The sequence below is a fragment of the Pedococcus sp. P2_A3 genome, from assembly GCF_056405035.1.
Genome location: NZ_JBFUCW010000015.1, coordinates 90,304 through 111,624, shown reverse-complemented (window position 1 = coordinate 111,624; position 21,321 = coordinate 90,304). Strand labels below are relative to the sequence as shown.

The following is a 21,321-nucleotide window of genomic DNA, read 5'->3' as shown; positions in this document are numbered from 1 at the left end:
CGGTGCTGCACTGTGGGCACGGCCGTGCTTGGCTGGACGCATGACGGACATCGTGGTTGCCGACAACCCGGCCGAGCACCGGTACGAGGCTCGGATCGACGGCGCGCTCGCGGGCTTCGCCGCCTACCGGTTCAAGGGAGCCCACATCGTCTTCACCCACACCGAGGTGGATGACGCCTTCGCGGGGGAGGGGGTGGGCAGCGTGCTGGCCAAGGGGGCGCTCGACGACGTCCGGGCCAGGGCAGAGCACGACGTGGTCGCGCTCTGCCCGTTCATCTCCGCGTGGATCGCCCGGCACCCCGACTACCAGGACCTCGTCGCACCCTGAGGTGCGCCGACCTCCCGAGGGTCACGTGCGTTCCCGGGGACGAGGGTGGTCCCGGTAGTAGTCGCGCCAGATGAGGCGGTGCACCGGCACGAGCCGCGGCAGGTCCCGCAGCCCCGGGATGAGGGGCAGGAACATCAGGCCCAGGGTGAGGACCATCATCAGGGCCCACACCTCCGCGTCGGCGTTCTCAGAGGTCGAGAAGGGCGGCACCTGGTACCAGAACGTGTAGAGCCACATCCAGGGCTGGCCGGGGTAGTTGCCCGTCTCGTTCATCATCCCCCACTGGTCGCCGCCGAGGTGCTGGGCACGGGCTGCGTCCTCCAGGTAGGCGCCGTCGCTGAGGAGCAGCAGCGCTCGGGTCTGGTCGCCGCCGTAGAAGTTGCCCGACGACGTCAGCTGGCCCTCGAGTCCCCCCGAGCGTGCGACGTCGAGGAAGGACTGGGTCAGCACGGGCACCGGGCCGTAGCTGCCCCGGGCGACCGCTGCCGGGTTGCCGTCGGGCGCCTTGCCCAGCGCGTCCGCATAGGCCGTGGCCCAACCGGTCCGGGTGCCTTCGTCGGCACTGCGCCACGTGGCGAGGGCGGACGTGGTCGGCGCGTCGGTCCGCGCGGTGGTGAGCGGTGTGAGGACGAGGTCCGCCGAGTTCACGGGGATGCGCACGCCGCCCCACTTCTGCAGCGGCACGCCGACGACCTTCTGGCCCTCGGCTGCGGCGTTGTACGGCGCGCCGTACGCCGCGCTGGTGCTGGTGCCGGCCAGCTCTGCGGTCGCCGTGGCGACGACGTCCCCGGGGGCACCCTTGGCCCACCCGGCCATCGTGATGGCGGGTTCGTCGGGCGACGAGAACAGGGCCCCGAGACCGACGGTCAGCAGGGACACCGCGACGAGGGCGGCGACATACTCCTTGACCAGGTCGTAGGGGCGCGTCGGGAACGAGTGCGAGTCGCGGGTGCGGCCGGCGCCCAGGCGCCGCCCACGTTGCGAGCCCGGCCTGGTGGGGGTTGCGGTGGCCATCTCAGTCACCTTCCTCGGCGTCGATGGGAGGCACGACCCCGTGCCGTCGCACGAGCACGATGTGCAGGACCGTGATGACACCGACGGCCAGCGGCAGCAGGACCACGTGCCACAGGAGCATCTGGCCGGGGTTGAGCACGTTGAACCAGGCACCCACCCCGATGGAGTTGATTCCGTCCTTGGCTTCCGCGCTGATCCACTGGGAGTCGAAGTTGGACTGGGACAGGTACCCCGTGAACGCCGTGCCGATGGAGGTGAGGAAGGCGACCACCCCGGTGACCCACGTCAGCAGGCGGTTGCCGCGCCAGGCGGCCATCCAGAACTTGCCCCAGAGGTGGATGACCATGAAGCCGAAGAAGAGCTCCACGCTCCACAGGTGCAGCGAGTTGACGAAGTGGCCCAGCGACGACACGTGCCACCACGCTGCGCCACCCACTGCCAGCGCGCACCCGGTCACCACCACGACGGTCAGGGCGGCCAGGGTCAGGACCCCGAAGACGTAGATCCAGGACGACACGTAGACCGGCTGGCGGTCCGGGAGGGCCTGACCCGGCGGGACGGTGCTCGCGATGCGCTCGCGCAGCGCGGCGGTCCAGCTGTCGTCCGGCCGGCGGACCCGTTCGGCGCGAGGAACGCTGGTCATGACCGGTCTCCGCCGCTGTCGTCGTGGCCATCCGGGTCCACGGTGCCGTCGGTGTGGCGCACCGGGCCGGGGGCCTCGACGTGCGCTCGACCGAACGGCACGAGGATCGCGACGACGAAGAGCACGACCATCGTGACGATGATCAGGAGGTTGGCCAGCTCGATGCTGAACCACCCCCAGGACAGCACGTGACCGCTGGGACCGAAGACCACCGTTGCCATCTGGACCATGTCGACCTCGACTCGCGAGCGGGTTGGCCTGAACTTCACCAATGGCTCAGGGTGTGCCTCCGACGACGCGCGGGACAGGGCCTTAGGTCCCCCCTGTGGCCCGCGACGGCATACCGGTGGCTCGTCCTGTGGGGCAGGCTGGAACCGGGGCGGGGCCCGGCACGTTCGGCGCTGGGGGAGGGTTCCCCCGCCCGCGCGTCCACGGTCGTGCGCCGACTCGACTAGCCTAGGTCGGGCCGTTGCCACCGGGCTGTCCACGGCTGCGACCTCCGGGCGTAGCAGGAGATCAAAAACGTCCGGGCGTAGCAGGAGATCAAAAACGTCCGGGCGTAGCAGGAGATCAGAAAACTCAGGAGATGTTGCGTGTCCAAGATCGTCGAAAAGCTGCTGCGTGCCGGTGAGGGGCGCATCCTCAAGAAGCTCCACGGGATCGCCGCCCAGGTGAACTCGATCGAGGAGGACTTCGCCGCGCTCACCGATGCCGAGCTGCGGGCCGAGACCGACGTCTTCCGCAAGCGGCTGGCCGACGGCGAGACCCTCGACGACCTGCTCCCCGAGGCGTTCGCCGCGGTGCGGGAGGCGTCCAAGCGCACCCTCGGCAAGCGCCACTTCGACGTGCAGCTCATGGGTGGCGCCGCACTGCACCTCGGGAACGTCGCCGAGATGAAGACCGGTGAGGGCAAGACCCTCGTCGCCACGCTGCCCTCTTACCTCAACGCACTCGAGGGCAAGGGCGTCCACGTCGTCACGGTCAACGACTACCTCGCCGAGTACCAGTCCGAGCTGATGGGTCGCGTGCACCGCCTGCTGGGCCTGGAGACGGGCGTCATCCTCGCGTCGATGACCCCCGAGCAGCGCCGCGCCGAGTACGCCAAGGACATCACCTACGGCACGAACAACGAGTTCGGCTTCGACTACCTGCGCGACAACATGGCCTGGTCGGTCGACGAGCTCGTGCAGCGCGGCCACAACTTCGCGATCGTCGACGAGGTGGACTCCATCCTCATCGACGAGGCCCGCACCCCGCTCATCATCAGCGGCCCGGCCGATGCCGCCACCAAGTGGTACACCGAGTTCTCCAAGATCGCCCAGCGGCTGACCCGCGGCGAGCTCGAGTCCGGTGAGGGCGACTACGAGGTCGACGAGAAGAAGAAGACCGTCGGTGTCCTCGAGGCCGGCATCGCCAAGGTCGAGGACTACCTCGGCATCGACAACCTCTACGAGTCCGTCAACACCCCGCTCATCGGCTACCTCAACAACGCCATCAAGGCGAAGGAGCTGTTCAAGCGCGACAAGGACTACGTCAACATGAACGGCGAGATCCTCATCGTCGACGAGCACACCGGCCGCATGCTCGCCGGGCGTCGCTACAACGAGGGGATGCACCAGGCGATCGAGGCGAAGGAGGGCGTCGAGATCCAGAACGAGAACCAGACGCTCGCCACGATCACCCTGCAGAACTACTTCCGCATGTACGACACCCTGTCGGGCATGACCGGCACGGCCCAGACCGAGGCCGCCGAGCTCAACTCGATCTACAAGCTCGGTGTCGTGCCGATCCCCACCAACCGCCCGATGATCCGCAAGGACCAGGCCGACCTCGTCTACCGCACGGAGGAGGCCAAGTTCGCCGCCGTCGTCGACGACATCGCGCAGCGGTATGCCGAGGGGCAGCCGGTGCTCGTCGGTACCGTCTCGGTCGAGAAGAGCGAGTACCTGTCGGACCAGCTGCGCCGCAAGGGCGTCCCGCACGAGGTCCTCAATGCCAAGCAGCACGAGCGTGAGGCCGCGATCGTGGCCCAGGCCGGTCGCAAGGGCGCCGTCACGGTCGCGACGAACATGGCCGGTCGAGGCACCGACATCATGCTCGGTGGCAACCCCGAGTTCATGGCCGTGGCGACCCTCAAGCAGCAGGGGCTCGACCCGGTGGAGACCCCGGAGGAGTACGAGGCCGCCTGGGACGCCGCCCTGGCCAAGGCCGAGGAGGCTGTCCAGGCCGAGCACGACGAGGTGACCGAGCTCGGCGGTCTCTACGTGCTCGGCACCGAGCGCCACGAGTCGCGCCGCATCGACAACCAGCTGCGCGGCCGGTCCGGCCGCCAGGGCGACCCCGGTGAGTCGCGGTTCTACCTGTCGCTGCAGGACGACCTCATGCGGCTGTTCAACGCCGCCATGGTGGACCGGTTCATGACCACGGCGAAGATGGAGGACGACGTCCCCATCGAGTCCAAGATGGTCAGCCGCTCGATCCAGAGCGCGCAGGGCCAGGTCGAGGGCCGCAACTTCGAGATCCGCAAGAACGTCCTCAAGTACGACGACGTCCTCAACCGCCAGCGCACGGTGATCTACGACGAGCGTCGCCGGGTGCTGGAGGGCGAGGACCTGCACGAGCAGATCCGGCACTTCATCAACGACGTCGTGGGTGGATACGTCGACGCCGAGACCGCGGAGGGTTTCGCGGACGACTGGGACCTCGACCGCCTCTGGAACGCGCTCAAGACGCTCTACCCGGTGTCGGTGACGCCGCAGGACGTCCTGGCCGCGGCGGACGGCTCCCTGACCCGTGACAGCCTGCGTGAGGTCATCACCTCCGACGCGCACCACGCCTACGACGAGCGCGAGGCTCAGCTCGGCGAAGAGGTCATGCGTGAGGTCGAGCGCCGGGTCGTGCTGTCCGTGCTGGACCGCAAGTGGCGTGAGCACCTCTACGAGATGGACTACCTCCAGGAGGGCATCGGCCTGCGGGCGATGGCCCAGCGCGACCCGCTGGTCGAGTACCAGCGTGAGGGCTTCCAGCTCTTCGAGGCGATGAACGAGTCCATCAAGGAGGAGTCTGTCGGCTACCTGTTCAACGTGCAGGTGGACGTCGACCAGCCCGAGCAGCAGGTCCCGGCCGTCCAGCCGGTCAGCGTCTCCGACATGCTCGCCGGGTCGGGGCTGGCCGCGGCCGACACCGCGGCCGACACCGCGCCCGTCGAGGCGACCGCGGGGTCCAGCAACGGTTCCCACCCAGCCGACGAGCTGGTGTCTGCCGAGACGGCTGCGGCCTCCGCGGAGAAGCACCCGACGTTCCGGGCCAAGGGCCTCGAGCAGCCGGAGCGTCGTCCCCAGCAGCTGCAGTACTCCGCGCCGAGCGAGACCGGCGACGTGGAGCACCGGGCTACCGGGACCGTCAACGACACCCTGAGCCCCGAGCAGCTGAAGGGTGCCTCGCGCAACGGACCGTGCCCGTGTGGCTCGGGCAAGAAGTTCAAGATGTGCCACGGGAAGCCGTGAGGTAGGCCCGAGGGCCACCTCCCCCGGGCGGCGTCGGCACCTCTGGCGCCGTCGCGATGCGGTCAGCCGATCTGGAGGGCCTCGACCCGCCAGCGCCCGTCGAGGCCCACGAGCCGGAAGGCGAGCGCGCGGACGCGCCCGCCGTCGACCACGACCGCGCTCGCCTCGGCCACCCCGTCGGCCGGCTCGCAGACCCGGACCCCACGTACCACGGTCCGCCGGGTCGACCCGGCTCCGCGCCTGGCTGACACGGCTGCCCGCCGTGCCACCACGGCATACACCTCGGGGGTGGTCCAGCGCAGCACCTGTGGCGCCGGGCGGGCCCCGGCCATCACCTCGACCAGGGCCTGGGCGATGTGGCCGGCCCAGGGTCGGGGATCCGGGAGGTCGTCGCGTCGGGTGGGCCGTTCGCCGAAGAGCTGTTCGTCGGTCATCGTGTCGAAGTCGACCGCCAGCGCGTCCTGCACGTAGCGAGCAGGTCCGGAGTCGGCGGGCACCCACGACTCGAGCTCGCTGAGCACGGGCGGCCTGGTGCGGGGAGCCGGGACGATCCGCAGGGGAGTGAGGCGCCCGGCCGCTGGCATGCCGTGGGCGGCTGGCTCGGTGGCGCTCACGGGCGGGCCCCGGTGGCGTGGTCGGCCGACCGACTCGACTCGGGCGCCCGCAGCACCTGCCCCGGCAGGAGGAGGTCCGGGTCGGGGCCGATGACGTGCCGGTTGGCGGCGTACCAGTGCGGCCAGGCCGCGGCGACCTCGGCGTCACTGGCGCCGGGGCCGAGGTGGCGCCGCGCGAGGTCCCACAACGTGTCACCCCGGCGGACCACGACGTCGCTGGCGTGGGGCACGCTGCCGCTGGTCACCAGGCGGGTCACCGGCGCGGCTGCGCCGGCCGGTCTCGACGGCGTCCACCCGGGTCCGGCTGCCACCGGTGCGGGGACGGCAGGGGGAGGGGCGACAGCAGGGGCGGCGACAGGGGGAGGGGCGACGGTGGCGGCGCCGGGATGGAGGGTCACGACGAACCCTGGCACCCGCTCGGGCACGGCGCCCTCGCCCACCGCGGTGCCGGAGACCAGGCTGCCGCCGATCGCCGCGCCGACCAGCACCGCGGCGATCCTGCGCACCGCGGCGGGCGCCCAGGCGTGGGCCCACCGCCGGGACGTCTCGCCGCACCGGCCCGGCAGGTGCGCGGCGAGGGCGATCGCCGTGACCACCACCAGCCACGCGCCGATCAGCGCACAGGCGGCCAGGACGACGAGCACCACCGCCTCGTCGAAGCTGGCGGGACCCGGCTGCCGGACGCCTCGCCAGGCACCGCGGGTTGCCTCCAGCGCCAACAGCTCCAGGACGACGATCAGGGCGAGGGCGCCGATCGACCGCAGGCCCGCGCCGACCGTGCGCCCCGGGGCCCGGCACTCTTCAAGGATCATTCGGCTGCCCCCCGGTCTTGCCATCGTCGTTTACGTTCAGTTGCCTTTGTTTGCGGCGCGTTGACGGTAACAACGTCGGTCGGCTGTGGCAAGGTTTCGGTGCACCGGGCCGAGACGGAAGCGGCCGGTCCAGACGAGAAGGGGGAAGGCCGTGCGGTGGGACGACCTGTTCGCAGACCTGGGGGCGCAGTGGGACGCGGAGGCGCGCCGCGAGCTCGACGGTGAGGTGGCCGACCGGACCAGGCGCGAGCGGGCGCTGGTCGGACTGTCCGACCGGCTCGCCGCCGCCCGGGGTGAGCCGGTGGCGCTCACCCTGCGCGTCGTCGGTGCGCTCGCCGGTCGGGTGCTCGAGGTCGGCGACGGGTGGCTCGTCCTGGCGACGGACGCCGGGAGCCGCGCGCTGGTGCCACTCCCGGCCGTGACCGGCGTGACGGGGCTGCCCCCGCGCGTCGACGGTCGCGGTGAGAGCCGCCGGTTCGGGCTCGGCTACGCCCTGCGCGGACTCAGTCGTGACCGCTCAACCGTGCTCCTGACGGACCTGGACGGCGTGGTGCTGAGCGGCACGATCGACGCGGTGGGCCGCGACGTCCTCGAGCTGAGCGAGCACCCACCCGACCTGCCCCGGAGGGCGGAGAACGTCACGGGGCGTCGTCTCGTGCCGTTCTCCGCGGTGGTGCTGGTGCGCCCGGGCCTGTCGGCCGGGGCGCGGACGGGTCAGTCCTGACCCTGGCCGAACGGGTGGGCGGCGACGAACGTCTTGGTCTCGCTGTACATCCTCTGGATGTAGCCCTCCAGCTCGGCGACCTCGACCCGCCACTGTCCACGGCCGCCGACCTTGATGGCGGGCAGCTCCCCGGACCGAACCAGGGCGTATGCCTGAGCTGACGAGATGTCGAGAACTTCCGAGACCTCGGAGAGCTGAATGAAGCGCTTTGACACGGACTTCCCCTCTTCTTCCGCCAGTCGGCTTGACTGGGAGCAGACCTTTCCTTGACCGAATTTTTACCATGTTCTTGTGGCTGCGTCTGGTGGATGGACAGATTCTGGCATCTATAGCCGTTTGGGGGAGTTGGCCTCCCGACCTTGTGGATGACCCACGAACCTGTGGACTGAGCAAAGGGTGACCTGTTCGGTCGCGCGATCATGACCGCTTCGGGAGCACGGGTCCTCGACCCACGCCCGGGCAGAAGTTGCTGAACAGACGCTGATGGAAGCGTGCCGACGAAGGGGGACCATTCGATGACTGACCTGCCCGTACCCAAGGCTGTCCGGCTCCAGCGTCCGGGATGGCGGGACGTCCGGCTGCTGTTCGGGGTGCTGCTCGTACTGGCCTCCGTGGCCCTGGGCTCGCTCGTCGTCGCCCACGTCGACGACCGCACTGCCGTGTATGCCGCCCGCCAACCCCTGGTGCCGGGACAGCGGCTCACCGAGGACGACCTCAGCCGGGTCGACGTCCAGCTCGGGGCCCAGCAGTCGCGGTACCTCTCCGCGACCGCGCACCTGGCCCCGGACCGGTTCGTGCTCCGCCCGGTGCCTGCCGGCGAGCTCGTCCCCGCCGCGGCCGTCGGCGACCGGGCCACGGTCGGCGTCCAGCCCCTGGTCCTCACCGTCGGGGCCGGCTCCGCCGCCGCCCTGCAGGTCGGGTCCGTCGTCGACGTGTACGTCAACCGGGTCGACCCGGCGGCCGGCCCCTCGGCGGGAGGTTTCCAGGGTCCCGAGCTCACGCTGGAGGCGGTGTCCGTGTCGAGCCTGCCGCGTGGCTCCAGCGGCCTGGGCGGTGGCTCGAGTGCCGATCGTGCGGTGCAGGTGATGGCGCCGACGCCCCGGATCAAGGAGATCATCGCCGCCGTCGACCTCGGGGCGCGGGTGACCGTCGTGCCCGTCGCCGGGTCGAGCCTTCGGGTCGAGCAGTGACCCGCGCGGTGCTGGCCGCGCTCGACGCCACGTGGGAGTCGACCCTCGTGGCTGCGGTCGAGGCGACAGCCGGGTACACGGTGGCGCGCCGGTGTGCCGACCTCGCCGACCTGTTGGCGGCCGCTGCCGCCGGTCACGGCGACATCGCGCTGGTCTCGGCGGACCTGCGCGCCTTGGACCGCCCCGCGCTGCACGACCTGGCCAGCCACGGGGTCGAGGCGGCAGGGGTGGTGGGGCCGGGCGACGAACAGGGTGAGCGCCGGCTCCGCCAGCTCGGCCTCGAGGTCATCCTCCGCGCCGACCTGCACAGCCACGAGATCGACGACGCCCTCGACTCCCTCGAGGCGAGACGGGTCGCGACGCGCGAGGTGGCGACCGGGCAGACGGATGGCGATGGTGCCGGTGAGGACACCCCACCGCCGCCGCGGGCGACGGTCATCGCTGTCTGGGGCCCCACCGGCGCGCCCGGTCGCACGACCGTGGCCCTCAACCTGGCCGCTGAGCTCGCCCTGCGCGCGCCGACCCTGCTGGTCGACCTCGACACCCATGGTGCGTCGGTCGCGCAGGCCCTCGGCCTGCTCGACGAGGCGCCCGGTGTCGCGGCCGCGGCGCGTGCCGCCGACCAGGGCGGGCTCGACCTCGCCGGCCTGTCGCGGGTCGCCCCCGAGGTGAGCCCCGGGCTGAGGGTGCTGACCGGCATACCGCGACCGCAGCGGTGGACCGAGCTGCGGGCAGCCTCGGTGGCGCACGTGCTCGCCACCGCGCGCGGCCTAGTGCGCTTCGTGGTGGTGGACTGCGGCTTCGCGATCGAGGACGACGAGGAGCTCTCCTACGACACGCTCGCCCCGCGCCGCAACGCGGCCACCCTCACCGCCCTCGAGGAGGCGGACGAGCTCGTCGTCGTGGGCACGGCCGACCCGATCGGCCTGCAGCGACTGGTGCGCGGGGTGCAGGACCTCGCGTCAGTGCCGTCACCCCCCGGGCGGGTGGTCGTCAACCGGGTCCGCGCCGCCTCGGTGGGGCCGCGACCGGAGCAGCGGATCACMGAGGCCCTCAGCCGGTTCGCGGGTCTGGACGACCTCGTCTTCCTGCCCTTCGACCCGGCCACCCTCGACGGTGCGGTGTTCGCGGGCACCACCGTGGCCGAGTTCGCGCCGCAGTCCGAGCTGCGCCGGGCCATCGCCTCGCTCGCCGATGCGTATGCCGCGCCGGTGCCCGGGCGTCGGCGACGCCGCCGCTGAGCCGGTGGTCGGCGGACGCGTCAGGAGCTGAACAGGAGGGTGAGCCCGCCGACCGTGTAGCCGACCATCAGCACGAGGAGGGGCACCTGGCCGAGCACCGCAGCACGACGGGGGAAGAGCGTGATCGCGCGCTCGTGGGCGGCAACGACGCTGAGCACGTGGCCGCTGATGATCGCCACCACCTGGATGCCGGCCACGAGCCCCGGGGCGATGAGTGCTGCCGAGGGGGAGACCCCCGCCGTGCCGAGCCAGTTGGCGCCGGTGCCCAACGGGTCGCTCATCTTGGCCAGGCCGTTGGTGCCCTCCCAGACCCACAGCGACCAGTAGTGCGCCACGAGGTAGCCCGCCGCGATGGGGATGAGCGAGGGGGCGAACGCCGCGGCCACCCCTCGCACGCCGACCCCGGCCAGGCGCGCCGACAGGGCGGCGGCGGCATACAGGGAGGCGGCGACGACGAGGCTGAAGGCGACCAGGGCCACGGTCTCCCACACCCGCGCCGGGATGCTGGAGGACTGCACGAACGCGTACCACCGGGTCTCGCCGGAGAACCCGTCGTAGGCCGTCGTGCCCAACATCACCGAGGTCACGGCGAGCAGGCCCGGCGCCGCCTCGAGCTGCAACGGGCCGTGCAGCGGTGTCCGCAGCACCCAGCGGCCGTCGGCGCGTCGGCCGAGCAGGCTCAACGTGCCGTAGAGCGACGACCAGGCGGTGAACGGGTCGCCTCGGCGCAGGTAGGGGGTCCCGAAGGTCAGGGCGAGGACCAGGCTGATGATGAGGTAGCCGAGGACGGCGATGCGCAGCACCGGTTGGTCGGCGTTGTTCGGGGCGATGAGCTCGAGCCAGGCGAAGGCGAGCAGCCCGGTCGCCGCAGGCCAGTACCCCAGGCGGTAGTCGGCGAGGGCGAAGTCGTCCTCGATGCGAGCCGCCCGCAAGATGCCGGCATGCAGCCACCGCACCGGGTTGACGAGCCGCCAGATGCCGCCGACCAGCATGGATCCGAAGGCCAGCCCCACCCACAGCCACACGTAGACCACCGATGGCACCGGGTTGTTCGCGTCGTCCTTGCCGAAGACCAGCGCCATCAGGGTCCATGCCGTGATGGCGAGCGACAGGATGACGAACAGCCCTCGGATGGCGGCACTGTCGAGCGCGAGGGCGAGGGGCATGGGGAGCAGGCGCCCGTCACGGGCGTCGAGGCGTGGCTGCTTCCACAGCGCCCCGAGTGCCACGAACGAGACCACGAGGGCGAGCCCTGCACCGATCAGCAGGAGCGTGAACGGCAGGGGGAGGTCTTCGCGGGAGCCGACGCCGTGGGCGGGGACCAGGCCGGGCAGGACCGTCGCGGGCAGGACGGTTGCTGGCAGGGCGGTGAGCGCGGCGGGCGTCACCGGACGGCGATCTTCATCAGCCGCAGCTCCGGTTCGTGCGTCTCCACCTCGTAGACGCCGGGCTGGTCACCGGTGAGGGTGACCGTCGTCGGGGTGCCCGCGACGAGGTCCTTCTCCACCTCGAAGCCGTGGATGTGCAGCTGGTCGGCGTGGTCGCTGGTCACGGTGAGGGTCAGCTGCTCGCCGACGGCGAGGTCCACCGTGGTCGGCGCGGGGGTGACCTTCGACCCCGTGACGGTGATGACGATGGTCCGACCCGCCGGGCTCGAGCTGCTCGACGAGCTGGGCGAGCTCTCGGACGTCGACGAGGTGGAGGAGCTCGTCGAGGAGCTGGTGGTCACGCTCGGTGCGGCGTCGCCCCCGGAGCCCCCGCACGCGGCGAGCGTCAGGGCGAGAGCCAGACCTGTGGCGCACGGGATGGGCGCGCGCAGGGTCATCTTCGTCACGAACCCGAGTCTAGACAGCGCTTTCTGACACGATGAGCGGGTGCCTGACCGCCTGAGCTCCCTCGACGCGTCGTTCCTCTACCTCGAAGAGGCGACGACACCGATGCACGTGGGTTCGGTCATGGTGTTCGACCCCCCGAGCGACGGATTCGACTACGACCGGCTCGTGCAGCTCATCTCCACCCGCATCGCGTTCGTGCCCCGCTACCGCCAGCGGATCCGCCAGATCCCGGGCCGGTTGGCCAACCCGGTGTGGGTGGACGACGAGAACTTCGACGTCACCTACCACGTGCGGCGCTCGGCCCTGCCGCGTCCGGGCAGCGACGAGCAGCTGCAGGAGTTCGTCGCCCGCATCCAGCCGCGGGCCCTCGACCGCCACCGCCCGCTGTGGGAGGTCTACCTGGTCGAGGGGCTCGCCGAGGGGCGCTTCGCCATCGTGACGAAGTCGCACCAGGCGCTGGTGGACGGCATCAACGCCGTCGACATCGCGCACGTCATCGTCGACGGCGACCCGGCGGCCGAGGGTCTGGTCACCGACACCTGGCGGCCCTCCCGCGAGCCGAGCGACATCGAGCTGCTCACCGGCGCCCTCGTCGACGCGGTGCGCCGCCCCAGCGAGGTCGTCGAGAACATCCGCGGGGGCATGGTCGACGTCAAGGCCGTCGGCACGCGCGCCCTTACTGCCGCAGGCGATGTCGTGTCGACGCTCGCACGCACCGCGGCGCGACCTGCCCCGCACTCACCCCTCAACGCCCCGGTGGGGGAGGCCCGCCGCTACGTCATGATCGGCACCGACCTCGAGGACTACCGCAAGGTGCGCAGCCGGCTGGCTCGGGGCAACTACGCCGACGACGTGTCGATCAACGACGTGGTGCTGGCGACCATCTCCGGGGCGTTCCGCACCTGGCTGCTGACCCGTGGCGAGTCCGTCCACTCCGGGACGACGGTCCGGGCGATGGTGCCCGTGAGCGTCTACGACGAGGACGCGCGACACGTCGGCAGCCGCCTCACCGCCTGCTTCGTCGACCTGCCGGTGGGTGAGCCCGGCCCGTCGATGCGGCTGCACCAGATCGCGTTCGCCATGCGCCAGCAGATGGAGGGTGGACAAGCAGTCGGTGCCGAATCCCTTGCCGGACTAGCAGGTTTCGCACCACCGACGCTCCACTCCCTCGGCGCCCGCCTTGGGAGCGCCGTGTCACGACGACTGTTCAACGTGGTCATCACCAACGTGCCCGGCCCCCAGCACACCTTGTATGCAGGCGACGCACGGATGCTGTCCACCTACCCCGTGATGCCCCTCGCCAAGGGACAGGCCCTCTCGATCGGACTGACGTCCTACGACGGTGGGGTCTACTACGGCCTCAACGCCGACCGCGACTCGATGCCCGACATCGACGTCCTCGGCCAGAGCATCGTCGACTCCCTCGGTGAGCTGCTCGACAGCCACCGCTCCAAGGCGCGATGACCCCGGCGCAAGCGCCCGATGCGGCTCGACCGGCAGGCCGTCCGCGCCGTGGCCTCGTGCTCGGCGGCGGCGGGGTGCTGGGCGCGGCGTGGATGGTGGGCGCGCTGACCGCGCTCGAGGCCGAGCTCGGCGTCGACGTCCGTGACTTCGACGAGTTCGTGGGCACTTCCGCGGGCTCGGTGCTCGCCGGGCTGCTCGGTGCCGGTGTCTCGGTCGCCGACCTCCTCACCCACCAGCTCGAGGGCGCCATCGACGCGGGGCCGCTGGCCGGCTACGCCTGGGACTACGAGAAGGACACCGGTGGTGACCGGCCCGGACTGCCCAAGGTCGGGTTGGGGTCGCGAGAGCTGTTGCGGCGCAACGCACTCCACCTGCGGCACCTGCCTCCGACCGCGGTCCTGTCCGCGATCCTTCCCGAGGGGCGGGGCAGCATCGAGGCGGTCGGGGCCATGGTCAGCCACGTCGTCCCCCACGGATGGCCGACCCGGCGTGGGGTCACCGTCGTGGCCCTCGACTACGACACGGGGGAGCGGGTGGCGTTCGGGCGCGACGGTGCCCCCTCCGTCGACCTTGCTGCCGCCGTCATGGCCTCGTGCGCGATCCCGGGGTGGTACCAGCCGGTGCGCATCGGTGACCACCGCTACATCGACGGGGGCGCCTGGTCCTCCACCAACCTCGACCTGATGGCGGGCCTCGGCCTCGACGAGGTCTACGTGCTCGCCCCCCAGGTGAGCTTCGTCCGCGACGCGCCTCGGCACTGGCGCACGCGGGTGGAGCGCCAGTGGCGCAACCGGGTCACGCTGCGGGTGCTGCGCGAGCTCGCCAAGGTGCACGACGACGGCGCCGAGGTGACGGTGCTCGGCCCCGGCGAGGAGGACCTCGAGGCCTTCGGCGCCAACCTCATGGACGTCAGCCGACGACCTGCGGTCATCGCCACCTCGCTGCGCACGTCAGCGGTGGCCCTGCACGACCCAGCACCCCTGCCAGACCGCACCGACTACGAGGACGTTGGATGACGCAACGACGACAGGGGACGACCCGATGACCCAGACGAGGATCTACGTGCCGCTGCTGCCCGACGCGGTGCGCCGCCTCGCCGCCGAGCGGGAGATCGGCCCCGCGCCGGTGGCGGCGTTCGGTGTCACCGAACGCATCGAGCGCGCCGACCCCACGGGTCAGGAGGAGGAGTGGGAGTATGCCGCGCTGACCGAGGCCGCCGAGGCCGCAGCACTGCTCCAGGGCACCACCGTCGCCAAACGTGTGGTCGCCGCCGCAGACGTGGACCCCGGCACGGTGTCGTCGGACGGCTCCCGGGAGTCGCTCGGTGCGGTGACCGTCTCCGTCGGCGTCGCCCTCAGGCAGGTCGTGGCGTTCCACGTCGACGAGGAGGTCGGCGACCAGGGCATGGAGGACCTGCTCTGGTACGACGCGACCGAGCTGGACGAGGTCCTGCGCCTGCTCTGAGCGACACCGAGCGCGGGTGTCGTCAGTGGTCTCCTGTCCTGGTCAGGAGTGCGCGGCCAACCACGGGTCGACCAGCGCGTGGAACGCGTCCGCGCGGTCGCGACGTACGCAGTGCCCAGCGCCCTCGACCACCCGGATGTCGACGTGGGGGTTGGCCAGGGCAGCGGCACGTGCGCGGACGGACGGCGAGACCGGTCCGCCACGCTCGGCGAGGAGCACCAGCGTCGGCACCGTGATCGCAGCGACGATGTCGTCCCAGGGCTCGAGCAGGCTGGCGATGCCGAGGGCGAGGAAGTCGAGGTCGACCTGGGCCTTGGAGCCGACCCAGGGGCCGAGCTCGACGGCCGGCCAGGTGGGGTTGTCGGCCTTGCCCTTCTCCAGATGACCCGCGGGGTCGTCGGCAAAGGCCCGGCACTCCGCGACCCGTTCGTGGACGACCTCCAGGGGCTGCACGCGCTCGGCAGGGTCGCGCCACGCGGGGTCCTCGAGCACGGCGGCGGACAGCAGGTCGGGTCGACGCGCGGCCAGCGCTCCCGCCAGTCCGCCACCCATCGAGTGGCCAACGACCAGCACCGGGCCACCGTGGGCGGCGGCGACGCCCGAGACCGTGGCCTCGGCCGCGGCATACATCGACTCCATGGGGTCGGGGGAGGCCAGCTGCGCCGGCGTGAACCGCGGGGAACGGCCATGGCCGAGCAGGTCGACGCCGACCACGCGGTAGTCGCTCGACCATCGCCGCACGGCATCCGGCCAGCAGTCCCCGGAGTCGCCGAGCCCGTGGAGCAGCACCACCGTGGGGGCCGCGGGGTCGGCTGGCCCCGACCATCGGTAGGTGAGCTCGGGGGCGTCGAGGGCAGGCGGCATACGTGACACCATAGGTGCGCGTTGCGCTGGGTCCTGAGCTCTCGAGACCGCAGCCGCGCCCGAGCCACCGAAGCGACCCCGAGGAGCCAGCCCACATGGATGCCGTCACCCAGGTGCCCGTCCCCGTCAACGAGACCGTCCTGGACTACGCGCCGGGCAGCCCCGAGCGTGCCTCCCTCGAGGTCGCGCTCGCCGAGCTGGGCAGCGCCAGCGTCGACCTCCCCCACACCATCGCGGGCAAGCGGGTCATGGGCACGGGCAAGAAGTTCGAGGTCCGGCAGCCGCACGCCCGCCGCAAGGTGCTCGGCACGATGCGCAACGCGACCTTGGGTGACGCCCAGTCCGCGGTCGATGCGGCCAAGGCGGCGGCGCCCCAGTGGCGCGAGACGTCGTTCGACGACCGCGCCGCCATCCTGCTCAAGGCGGCCGAGCTGCTGTCCGGCCCGTGGCGGGCGCACCTCAACGCGGCCACCATGCTCGGCCAGTCGAAGACCGCGTACCAGGCCGAGATCGACGCCGCGTGCGAGCTGATCGACTTCTGGCGCATCAACGTCCACTTCGCCCGCCAGATCCTCGCCGAGCAGCCGCCGCTCAACGCCAAGGGCATCTGGAACCGCACCGACCACCGGCCGCTCGAGGGATTCGTCTACGCGATCACCCCGTTCAACTTCACGGCGATCGCCGGCAACCTGCCGACGGCCCCCGCGCTCATGGGCAACACCGTCGTCTGGAAGCCGAGCCCGACGCAGCAGTTCGCGGCGCACCTCACCATGTCGCTGCTGGAAGAGGCCGGTATGCCGCCGGGTGTCATCAACATGGTGACCGGCGACGGCCTCAACGTCTCGAAGGTCGCGCTCGCCGACCCCGACCTCGCCGGCATCCACTTCACCGGCTCGACCCCGACGTTCCAGCACCTGTGGCAGGAGGTCGGTGCCAACCTCCCGAGCTACCGCACCTACCCGCGGCTGGTCGGCGAGACCGGGGGCAAGGACTTCATCCTCGCGCACCCGTCTGCGGACCCGGATGTGTTGCGCACGGCGATGATCCGCGGTGCCTTCGAGTTCCAGGGCCAGAAGTGCTCGGCTGCTTCGCGCGCCTACGTGCCGCGCTCGCTCTGGAAGAAGATCAAGGCCGACCTCGTCTCGATCACGAACGGCCTCAGCCAGGGCGACGTCACCGACCTGTCCAACTTCATGGGCGCCGTCATCGACGAGCGCGCCTACGCCAAGCACACTGCCGCCATCGACCGCGCCCACGCCACGACCGGTGTCGACGTGGTGGCCGGCGGCACCTACGACGACAGCGAGGGTTGGTTCATCCGCCCCACCGTCCTCGAGATCGACGACCCCACCGACGAGTCCTTCCGCACCGAGTACTTCGGCCCGATCCTCTCGGTGCACGTCTACCCGGACCGGCAATACGACAAGGTGCTCGACCAGATGGAGTCGTTCGCGCCGTTCGGCCTGACCGGGTCGATCATCGCGCAGGACCGCTACGCGATCGCCGACGCCACGTCGCGCCTGCGGTTCGCGGCCGGCAACTTCTACATCAACGACAAGCCGACCGGTGCCGTCGTCGGCCAGCAGCCCTTCGGCGGCGGACGCGCCTCAGGCACCAACGACAAGGCCGGCGCCGCGCAGAACCTCCTGCGGTGGACCAGCGCCCGCTCGATCAAGGAGACCTTCGACCCGCCGAAGGCGCACGCCTACCCCCACATGGGCTGACTCGGCCGACGGCGCGTCCCCCGCTCACGGGAGGTGAGGGGGCCGCGCCACCTCGCCTCGCGGGAGCGCTCGCGCCACCTCGCCGACGGGCGGGTCGCGCCACCTCTACTCGGGATGGCTAGCGCTTGAGCCACGTGCGGGCGGTCGTGGCCTCGATGTCGATGGCCTCCTCGATCGGCGGCGCGGCAGCCTTCTCGATCTTGCCGCCGATGAGCGGCACCTTGGCCTTGAGCTCGGCATCGAGGGTCTCCACGGTGCCGCCCGCGGCGGGCGCGAGCATCAGGGTGCCCTTGAGGGCGATCGGCGCGCCGGCGACGGCCATCTCGACGGTGCCGCGGCGCCCACCGCCGCCTCCCGCCGGGCCCCAGTCCTGGGTCTCGGTCACCTTGAGGGTGTCGCCGACCATCGACTTGGCGAAGTCGGGCAGGCCGTCGCTGGGCAGGATCCGCTCGGTGGTGATGACAGTGTGGTCGCCGACGGTCTTGACGTCCGCCGAGTGCTTGACGGCCGCGGTGGCCGCGCACTTCGCCTCCTGGAACTTCACGTCCGACAGGACCGCGAAGACCTCCTCGGGGCTGGCGGCGTACTCGATCGACTTGGCGATCTTCATGCGTCTTCTCCTGTCACCGGGATGGCTGCCCACCGGGTGGCGGACGTCGCGTCGCCAGCGTATCCGTGGCTGGTCAGGGGCGCGACGAGACCAGTCGGAGGCGGACGCCCTGGCCGGGCACGAGCTGGGCGGCGAGGTCGGCGGAGCGCTCGGTGAGCACTGCGACGACGGGGTAGCCGCCGGTGACCGGGTGGTCCGCGAGGAACACGACGGGCTGCCCGTCGGCGGGCACCTGCACGGCACCCCGCACGACGCCCTCGCTGGGGAGCTCGAGGTCGTGGAAGTCGGACGACCTGCTCAGGGCAGCGCCGCCCAGTCGGATTCCCACGCGGTCGCTGGCCGGGCCCACCGTCCACACGGTGGACGTCAGCCCAGCGAGGTCGGGTAGCCACTCGGCCCGTGGGCCGGTCAGCAGCTCGAGCGTGACGGTGTCGGTCGACGCAGTGGCCACTGGGGCGACGTCGACGGAGGGCTGACCCATCGGGGCACCGACCGGCAGCAGGTCTCCACGCTGCAGCGGCCGCGGCCCGATCCCGGAAAGCGTGTCGTACGAACGTGATCCGAGTACCGGGGCCACGTCGAATCCACCGCCGACGCTGACGTAGGTGCGCAGACCTGCCGTAACTGCTCCGAGGTGGAGGACGGCCCCCCGGTGCACCGTGAACGGCGCCGCGTGGCCCACTGGGCTGCCGTCGACTGTCGCCGTCGTGGGCGCTCCGGTCAGCACCATGGTGACGGTGCGTTCGGCACGCAGCGCGAGGCCGCCGTGGTGGGCCTCGAGGGCGGCCAGCTCGGTGGTCTGTCCCAGGAGGCGGGCGCCCAGCGCGAAGGCGCCCCGATCCGCGGCCCCCGACGGGCCGACCCCCAGCTGCGCCAGACCGGGTCTACCGAGGTCCTGGACCAGGGTCAGTGGTCCGGTCTCGACGACCTCGAGCTGCGCGTATGCCGGTGCGGCCGGCACCGCTCCTGCCTCGCCGCTCACCGGCCACCGTCCGCGTCGACACCGTCCGCATCGACACCGTCCGCATCGACACCGTCCGCATCGACAAACTGCACCCGGAGACCGGGCCTGAGCAGGGCGGGTGGGTCACGGTCGAGGTCCCAGAGGACGTGCTCGGTGCGACCGATGAGCTGCCAGCCGCCGGGCGAGGACCGGGGGTAGATGCCGCTGAACTCGCCGGCGAGCCCGACCGATCCCGCCGGCACCTGCGGGCGCGGGGTGGCCCGGCGCGGCACGTCGAGTCGCGGGTCGCCCCCGACGAGGTAGGCGAAGCCGGGCGCGAACCCGGCGAAGCCCACGCGCCACACCTGTCCGGTGTGGGCCGCCACGACCTCCCGGGGCGTCAGGCCGGCCAGCTCCGCGACGTCGGCGAGGTCGGGGCCGTCGTAGTGGACCGAGATCTCGACGTCGGCGGCTTCGTTGCCGCCCGGCTGCTCGCCGCCGAGCCCGGTCAGGTGGCGAAGGGCCTGCTCCGCGACCGCCCGAACCCCGCCGAGGGCTGCTGCCGAGTCGACGACGAGCAGGAGCGTGCGCGCCCCGGTCACGGCGTCGAGCAGGCCTGGCGCGCGGTGGTCGACCCACAGGCGGCGGTGCAGCTCGAGCACCTCCTCGAGGGTGTCGACCTCGACGAGGACGGCACGCTCGCCACTGGGCAGCAACCGGCTGGTCACGACGCCCTAGGCGTGGACGGCGACGAAGGGCCGCACCGCGATGCCGGCCGCCTCGAGGCCCGCGCGGACCGCGGTCGCCATCGACACCGCACCGGGACTGTCGCCGTGGACGCACAGCGACCTGGCCCCGACGGTGACGGGGGTGCCGTCGGAGGACTCCACCTGGCCGGTGACGACCAACCGGACCGCGCGGGCCGCGACGGCGTCGGGGTCGTGCAGGACGGCGCCGTCCTCGCCGCGGGCAACCAGCGAGCCCTGCGGGGTGTAGGCGCGGTCGGCGAAGGCCTCGGTGACCGTGGTCAGCCCGGCCGCCTCCGCGACCGCCAGCAGCACGGACCCGGGCAACCCCAGGACGGGCAGCGCGGGGTCGACTCTCCGCACGGCCTCGACCACGGCGACGGCCTGGGCCTCGTGGTGCACGACCGCGTTGTAGAGGGCACCGTGCGGCTTGACGTAGCGGACCGTCGTGCCGACCGCAGCGCAGATGCCCTGCAACGCTCCCAGCTGGTAGACGACGTCGGCCAGCAGGTCGGCCGGGTCGAGGTCGATGAAGCGTCGCCCGAATCCCGCGAGGTCGTGGTAGCCGACCTGGGCGCCGATGACCACCCCGCGGGTGGCCGCCAGCTCACACACCCGCAACAGGCCGCGGGGATCGCCGGCATGGAAGCCGCACGCGACGTTCGCGCTGGTGACCACGTCGAGCATCGCCTCGTCGTCGCCCAGCGTCCAGCGCCCGAACGACTCGCCCAGGTCGGCGTTGAGGTCGACGGTCGTCACCGGCGCAGCGCCTCGGCGTGCGCGGCCAGCACGACCTGCGACTCGCGCAGGGCCAGGACCAGGCGGTGGCGGCGCTGGGCGACGAGCGCGGCCACCGTGTCGAGCTCGCGCTGGAGGCGGTCGAGGGCATCGAGCTGGTGGGCGCTCGCGTCACCGTCGGCGATCCCGGTGACCCCCCACGCCGTGGCGACCTCGCCCTCCTCACTGACCCGCAGCCCGGCCTCCGTGGCACGGGCGGCGAGGCGTCGGCTGTCGGCGACTGCCTCGGCGAGGTCGGCCGAGTGTGCCTGCAGGGCTGCACCGATGCGGTCCACCTCGCGGGCCGCCGTCGCCGTCGCGGCGTCGAGGGGGTCGACGCCGCGGCGGACCTGGAGCAGCACCGGTCCCGGCCGGGCGTCGTCGCCGTGGTCGGACGCATCGTGGACCGCTCGCCCGGCGGTCCTCAGCCTGGTGGCCAGCTGGCGCAGGGTGCCACCCAGGTGGGAGCACGAGGCCGGGTCACCCGCGACGACGCTCATCGCCACACCCTGACGTCGTCGTGCCCGGCATCCTGCACGTCGTCCAGGACGTCCGGCGCCTCGTCCCGGGCGGCGAGCGTGGCGACCCTGATCCGGCCGACCAGGTCGCCCGCGGTGGCGTCCACCTCGCGAAGGAGGTCGGCGAGCTGCTCGACCCACCCGTCGAGAGCGGCCTGGGTCTCCCGGTCGCCCACGTCGGGGAACTGCGCGAGGACCTCCTCGGCCCCCTCTCGCGCGCACTCGCGCAACGGCACCAGGACTGCCCCGAGCGAGCAGAGACGGTCGTGGTCGACCCGGGCGGGCGGCATACCCCTCACTGTAG

24 protein-coding genes are annotated in these 21,321 nt (G+C 71.9%); 9 read left to right on the top strand and 15 right to left on the bottom strand.

Going from position 1 to position 21,321, the window contains the following annotated elements; all coding sequences use genetic code 11:
* The first annotated feature begins 40 nt into the window (after positions 1–40).
* Positions 41–328, top strand: coding sequence for a GNAT family N-acetyltransferase (locus AC1DX8_RS13305; RefSeq protein ID WP_477630398.1), 288 nt, complete (start codon positions 41–43; stop codon positions 326–328).
* Positions 329–349: 21 nt separating this feature from the next.
* Here the strand turns inward: AC1DX8_RS13305 and AC1DX8_RS13300 are convergent, their stop codons facing one another.
* Genes AC1DX8_RS13300 through AC1DX8_RS13290 form a run of 3 tightly spaced genes read right to left on the bottom strand, consistent with a single transcriptional unit; the run spans position 350 to position 2,254 of the window.
* On the bottom strand, positions 350–1,342 hold the full coding sequence (locus tag AC1DX8_RS13300; protein ID WP_477630397.1) for a hypothetical protein: 993 nt from the start codon (positions 1,340–1,342) through the stop codon (positions 350–352).
* A gap of 1 nt (position 1,343) precedes the next feature.
* A complete protein-coding gene (locus tag AC1DX8_RS13295; protein WP_477630396.1) occupies positions 1,344–1,985 on the bottom strand; it encodes a cytochrome b N-terminal domain-containing protein in 642 nt (213 codons plus the stop codon).
* A complete protein-coding gene (locus tag AC1DX8_RS13290; RefSeq protein ID WP_477630395.1) occupies positions 1,982–2,254 on the bottom strand; it encodes a hypothetical protein in 273 nt (90 codons plus the stop codon). The genes AC1DX8_RS13295 and AC1DX8_RS13290 overlap by 4 nt, the downstream gene beginning before the upstream one ends.
* 324 nt (positions 2,255–2,578) lie before the next feature.
* Between AC1DX8_RS13290 and secA the strand changes: the two genes are divergently transcribed.
* Positions 2,579–5,491, top strand: coding sequence for a preprotein translocase subunit SecA (gene secA / locus AC1DX8_RS13285; protein ID WP_477630394.1), 2,913 nt, complete (start codon positions 2,579–2,581; stop codon positions 5,489–5,491).
* Between the two features lie 62 nt (positions 5,492–5,553).
* Here the strand turns inward: secA and AC1DX8_RS13280 are convergent, their stop codons facing one another.
* Positions 5,554–6,105: an Rv3235 family protein gene (locus tag AC1DX8_RS13280; protein WP_477630393.1), complete on the bottom strand. Its 552-nt coding sequence runs from the start codon at positions 6,103–6,105 to the stop codon at positions 5,554–5,556.
* Complete coding sequence (locus AC1DX8_RS13275; RefSeq protein WP_477630392.1) at positions 6,102–6,917, bottom strand: LysM peptidoglycan-binding domain-containing protein; 816 nt, start codon at positions 6,915–6,917, stop codon at positions 6,102–6,104. The genes AC1DX8_RS13280 and AC1DX8_RS13275 overlap by 4 nt, the downstream gene beginning before the upstream one ends.
* A gap of 151 nt (positions 6,918–7,068) precedes the next feature.
* Between AC1DX8_RS13275 and AC1DX8_RS13270 the strand changes: the two genes are divergently transcribed.
* Positions 7,069–7,641 carry a hypothetical protein gene (locus AC1DX8_RS13270; protein WP_477630391.1) on the top strand — a complete coding sequence of 191 codons (573 nt, stop codon included), beginning with the start codon at positions 7,069–7,071 and terminating at the stop codon, positions 7,639–7,641.
* On the opposite strand, the gene AC1DX8_RS13265 is transcribed toward AC1DX8_RS13270, so the two are convergent.
* Positions 7,632–7,856: a helix-turn-helix domain-containing protein gene (locus AC1DX8_RS13265; RefSeq protein ID WP_477630390.1), complete on the bottom strand. Its 225-nt coding sequence runs from the start codon at positions 7,854–7,856 to the stop codon at positions 7,632–7,634. The two genes, AC1DX8_RS13270 and AC1DX8_RS13265, sit on opposite strands and share 10 nt — an antisense overlap.
* Before the next feature lie 300 nt (positions 7,857–8,156).
* Here AC1DX8_RS13265 and AC1DX8_RS13260 point away from each other — a divergent pair, with 300 nt between their 5' ends.
* Together AC1DX8_RS13260 and AC1DX8_RS13255 are read left to right on the top strand one after the other, a co-directional pair.
* On the top strand, positions 8,157–8,831 hold the full coding sequence (locus tag AC1DX8_RS13260; protein ID WP_477630389.1) for an SAF domain-containing protein: 675 nt from the start codon (positions 8,157–8,159) through the stop codon (positions 8,829–8,831).
* Positions 8,828–10,072 carry a CpaE/TadZ family protein gene (locus AC1DX8_RS13255; protein WP_477630388.1) on the top strand — a complete coding sequence of 415 codons (1,245 nt, stop codon included), beginning with the start codon at positions 8,828–8,830 and terminating at the stop codon, positions 10,070–10,072. Before AC1DX8_RS13260 ends, AC1DX8_RS13255 begins: the two co-directional genes overlap by 4 nt.
* A gap of 20 nt (positions 10,073–10,092) precedes the next feature.
* On the opposite strand, the gene AC1DX8_RS13250 is transcribed toward AC1DX8_RS13255, so the two are convergent.
* A complete protein-coding gene (locus tag AC1DX8_RS13250; RefSeq protein WP_477630387.1) occupies positions 10,093–11,460 on the bottom strand; it encodes a hypothetical protein in 1,368 nt (455 codons plus the stop codon).
* A complete protein-coding gene (locus tag AC1DX8_RS13245) occupies positions 11,457–11,897 on the bottom strand; it encodes a cupredoxin domain-containing protein (RefSeq protein ID WP_477630416.1) in 441 nt (146 codons plus the stop codon). Before AC1DX8_RS13245 ends, AC1DX8_RS13250 begins: the two co-directional genes overlap by 4 nt.
* 49 nt (positions 11,898–11,946) lie before the next feature.
* Between AC1DX8_RS13245 and AC1DX8_RS13240 the strand changes: the two genes are divergently transcribed.
* From AC1DX8_RS13240 to AC1DX8_RS13230, 3 genes are read left to right on the top strand one after another with little or no spacing between them, the layout of a single operon-like run.
* Positions 11,947–13,371, top strand: a complete 1,425-nt coding sequence (locus AC1DX8_RS13240) for a WS/DGAT/MGAT family O-acyltransferase (RefSeq protein WP_056922809.1) — start codon at positions 11,947–11,949, stop codon at positions 13,369–13,371.
* The gene (locus tag AC1DX8_RS13235) at positions 13,368–14,387 is read left to right on the top strand and encodes a patatin-like phospholipase family protein (RefSeq protein WP_477630386.1); all 1,020 of its coding nucleotides are present in this window, start codon (positions 13,368–13,370) and stop codon (positions 14,385–14,387) included. The genes AC1DX8_RS13240 and AC1DX8_RS13235 overlap by 4 nt, the downstream gene beginning before the upstream one ends.
* A gap of 25 nt (positions 14,388–14,412) precedes the next feature.
* Positions 14,413–14,835 carry a DUF6912 family protein gene (locus AC1DX8_RS13230; RefSeq protein ID WP_477630385.1) on the top strand — a complete coding sequence of 141 codons (423 nt, stop codon included), beginning with the start codon at positions 14,413–14,415 and terminating at the stop codon, positions 14,833–14,835.
* Positions 14,836–14,877: 42 nt separating this feature from the next.
* Here AC1DX8_RS13230 and AC1DX8_RS13225 read toward each other — a convergent pair whose 3' ends face one another.
* A complete protein-coding gene (locus AC1DX8_RS13225) occupies positions 14,878–15,699 on the bottom strand; it encodes an alpha/beta fold hydrolase (protein ID WP_477630384.1) in 822 nt (273 codons plus the stop codon).
* Positions 15,700–15,794: 95 nt separating this feature from the next.
* Between AC1DX8_RS13225 and pruA the strand changes: the two genes are divergently transcribed.
* A complete protein-coding gene (gene pruA / locus AC1DX8_RS13220) occupies positions 15,795–17,423 on the top strand; it encodes an L-glutamate gamma-semialdehyde dehydrogenase (RefSeq protein ID WP_477630383.1) in 1,629 nt (542 codons plus the stop codon).
* Between the two features lie 118 nt (positions 17,424–17,541).
* On the opposite strand, the gene AC1DX8_RS13215 is transcribed toward pruA, so the two are convergent.
* The 6 genes from AC1DX8_RS13215 to AC1DX8_RS13190 form a co-directional block, all read right to left on the bottom strand.
* On the bottom strand, positions 17,542–18,033 hold the full coding sequence (locus tag AC1DX8_RS13215; protein WP_477630382.1) for a DUF2505 domain-containing protein: 492 nt from the start codon (positions 18,031–18,033) through the stop codon (positions 17,542–17,544).
* A 73-nt stretch (positions 18,034–18,106) separates the two neighbouring features.
* Positions 18,107–19,015: a 5-oxoprolinase subunit C family protein gene (locus AC1DX8_RS13210; RefSeq protein ID WP_477630381.1), complete on the bottom strand. Its 909-nt coding sequence runs from the start codon at positions 19,013–19,015 to the stop codon at positions 18,107–18,109.
* On the bottom strand, positions 19,012–19,704 hold the full coding sequence (locus tag AC1DX8_RS13205) for a 5-oxoprolinase subunit B family protein (protein ID WP_477630380.1): 693 nt from the start codon (positions 19,702–19,704) through the stop codon (positions 19,012–19,014). Before AC1DX8_RS13205 ends, AC1DX8_RS13210 begins: the two co-directional genes overlap by 4 nt.
* Before the next feature lie 6 nt (positions 19,705–19,710).
* Positions 19,711–20,481 carry a LamB/YcsF family protein gene (locus AC1DX8_RS13200; protein ID WP_477630379.1) on the bottom strand — a complete coding sequence of 257 codons (771 nt, stop codon included), beginning with the start codon at positions 20,479–20,481 and terminating at the stop codon, positions 19,711–19,713.
* Positions 20,478–20,999, bottom strand: coding sequence for a hypothetical protein (locus AC1DX8_RS13195; RefSeq protein ID WP_477630378.1), 522 nt, complete (start codon positions 20,997–20,999; stop codon positions 20,478–20,480). Before AC1DX8_RS13195 ends, AC1DX8_RS13200 begins: the two co-directional genes overlap by 4 nt.
* Positions 20,996–21,307: a hypothetical protein gene (locus AC1DX8_RS13190; protein ID WP_477630377.1), complete on the bottom strand. Its 312-nt coding sequence runs from the start codon at positions 21,305–21,307 to the stop codon at positions 20,996–20,998. Before AC1DX8_RS13190 ends, AC1DX8_RS13195 begins: the two co-directional genes overlap by 4 nt.
* Positions 21,308–21,321 lie beyond the last annotated feature (14 nt).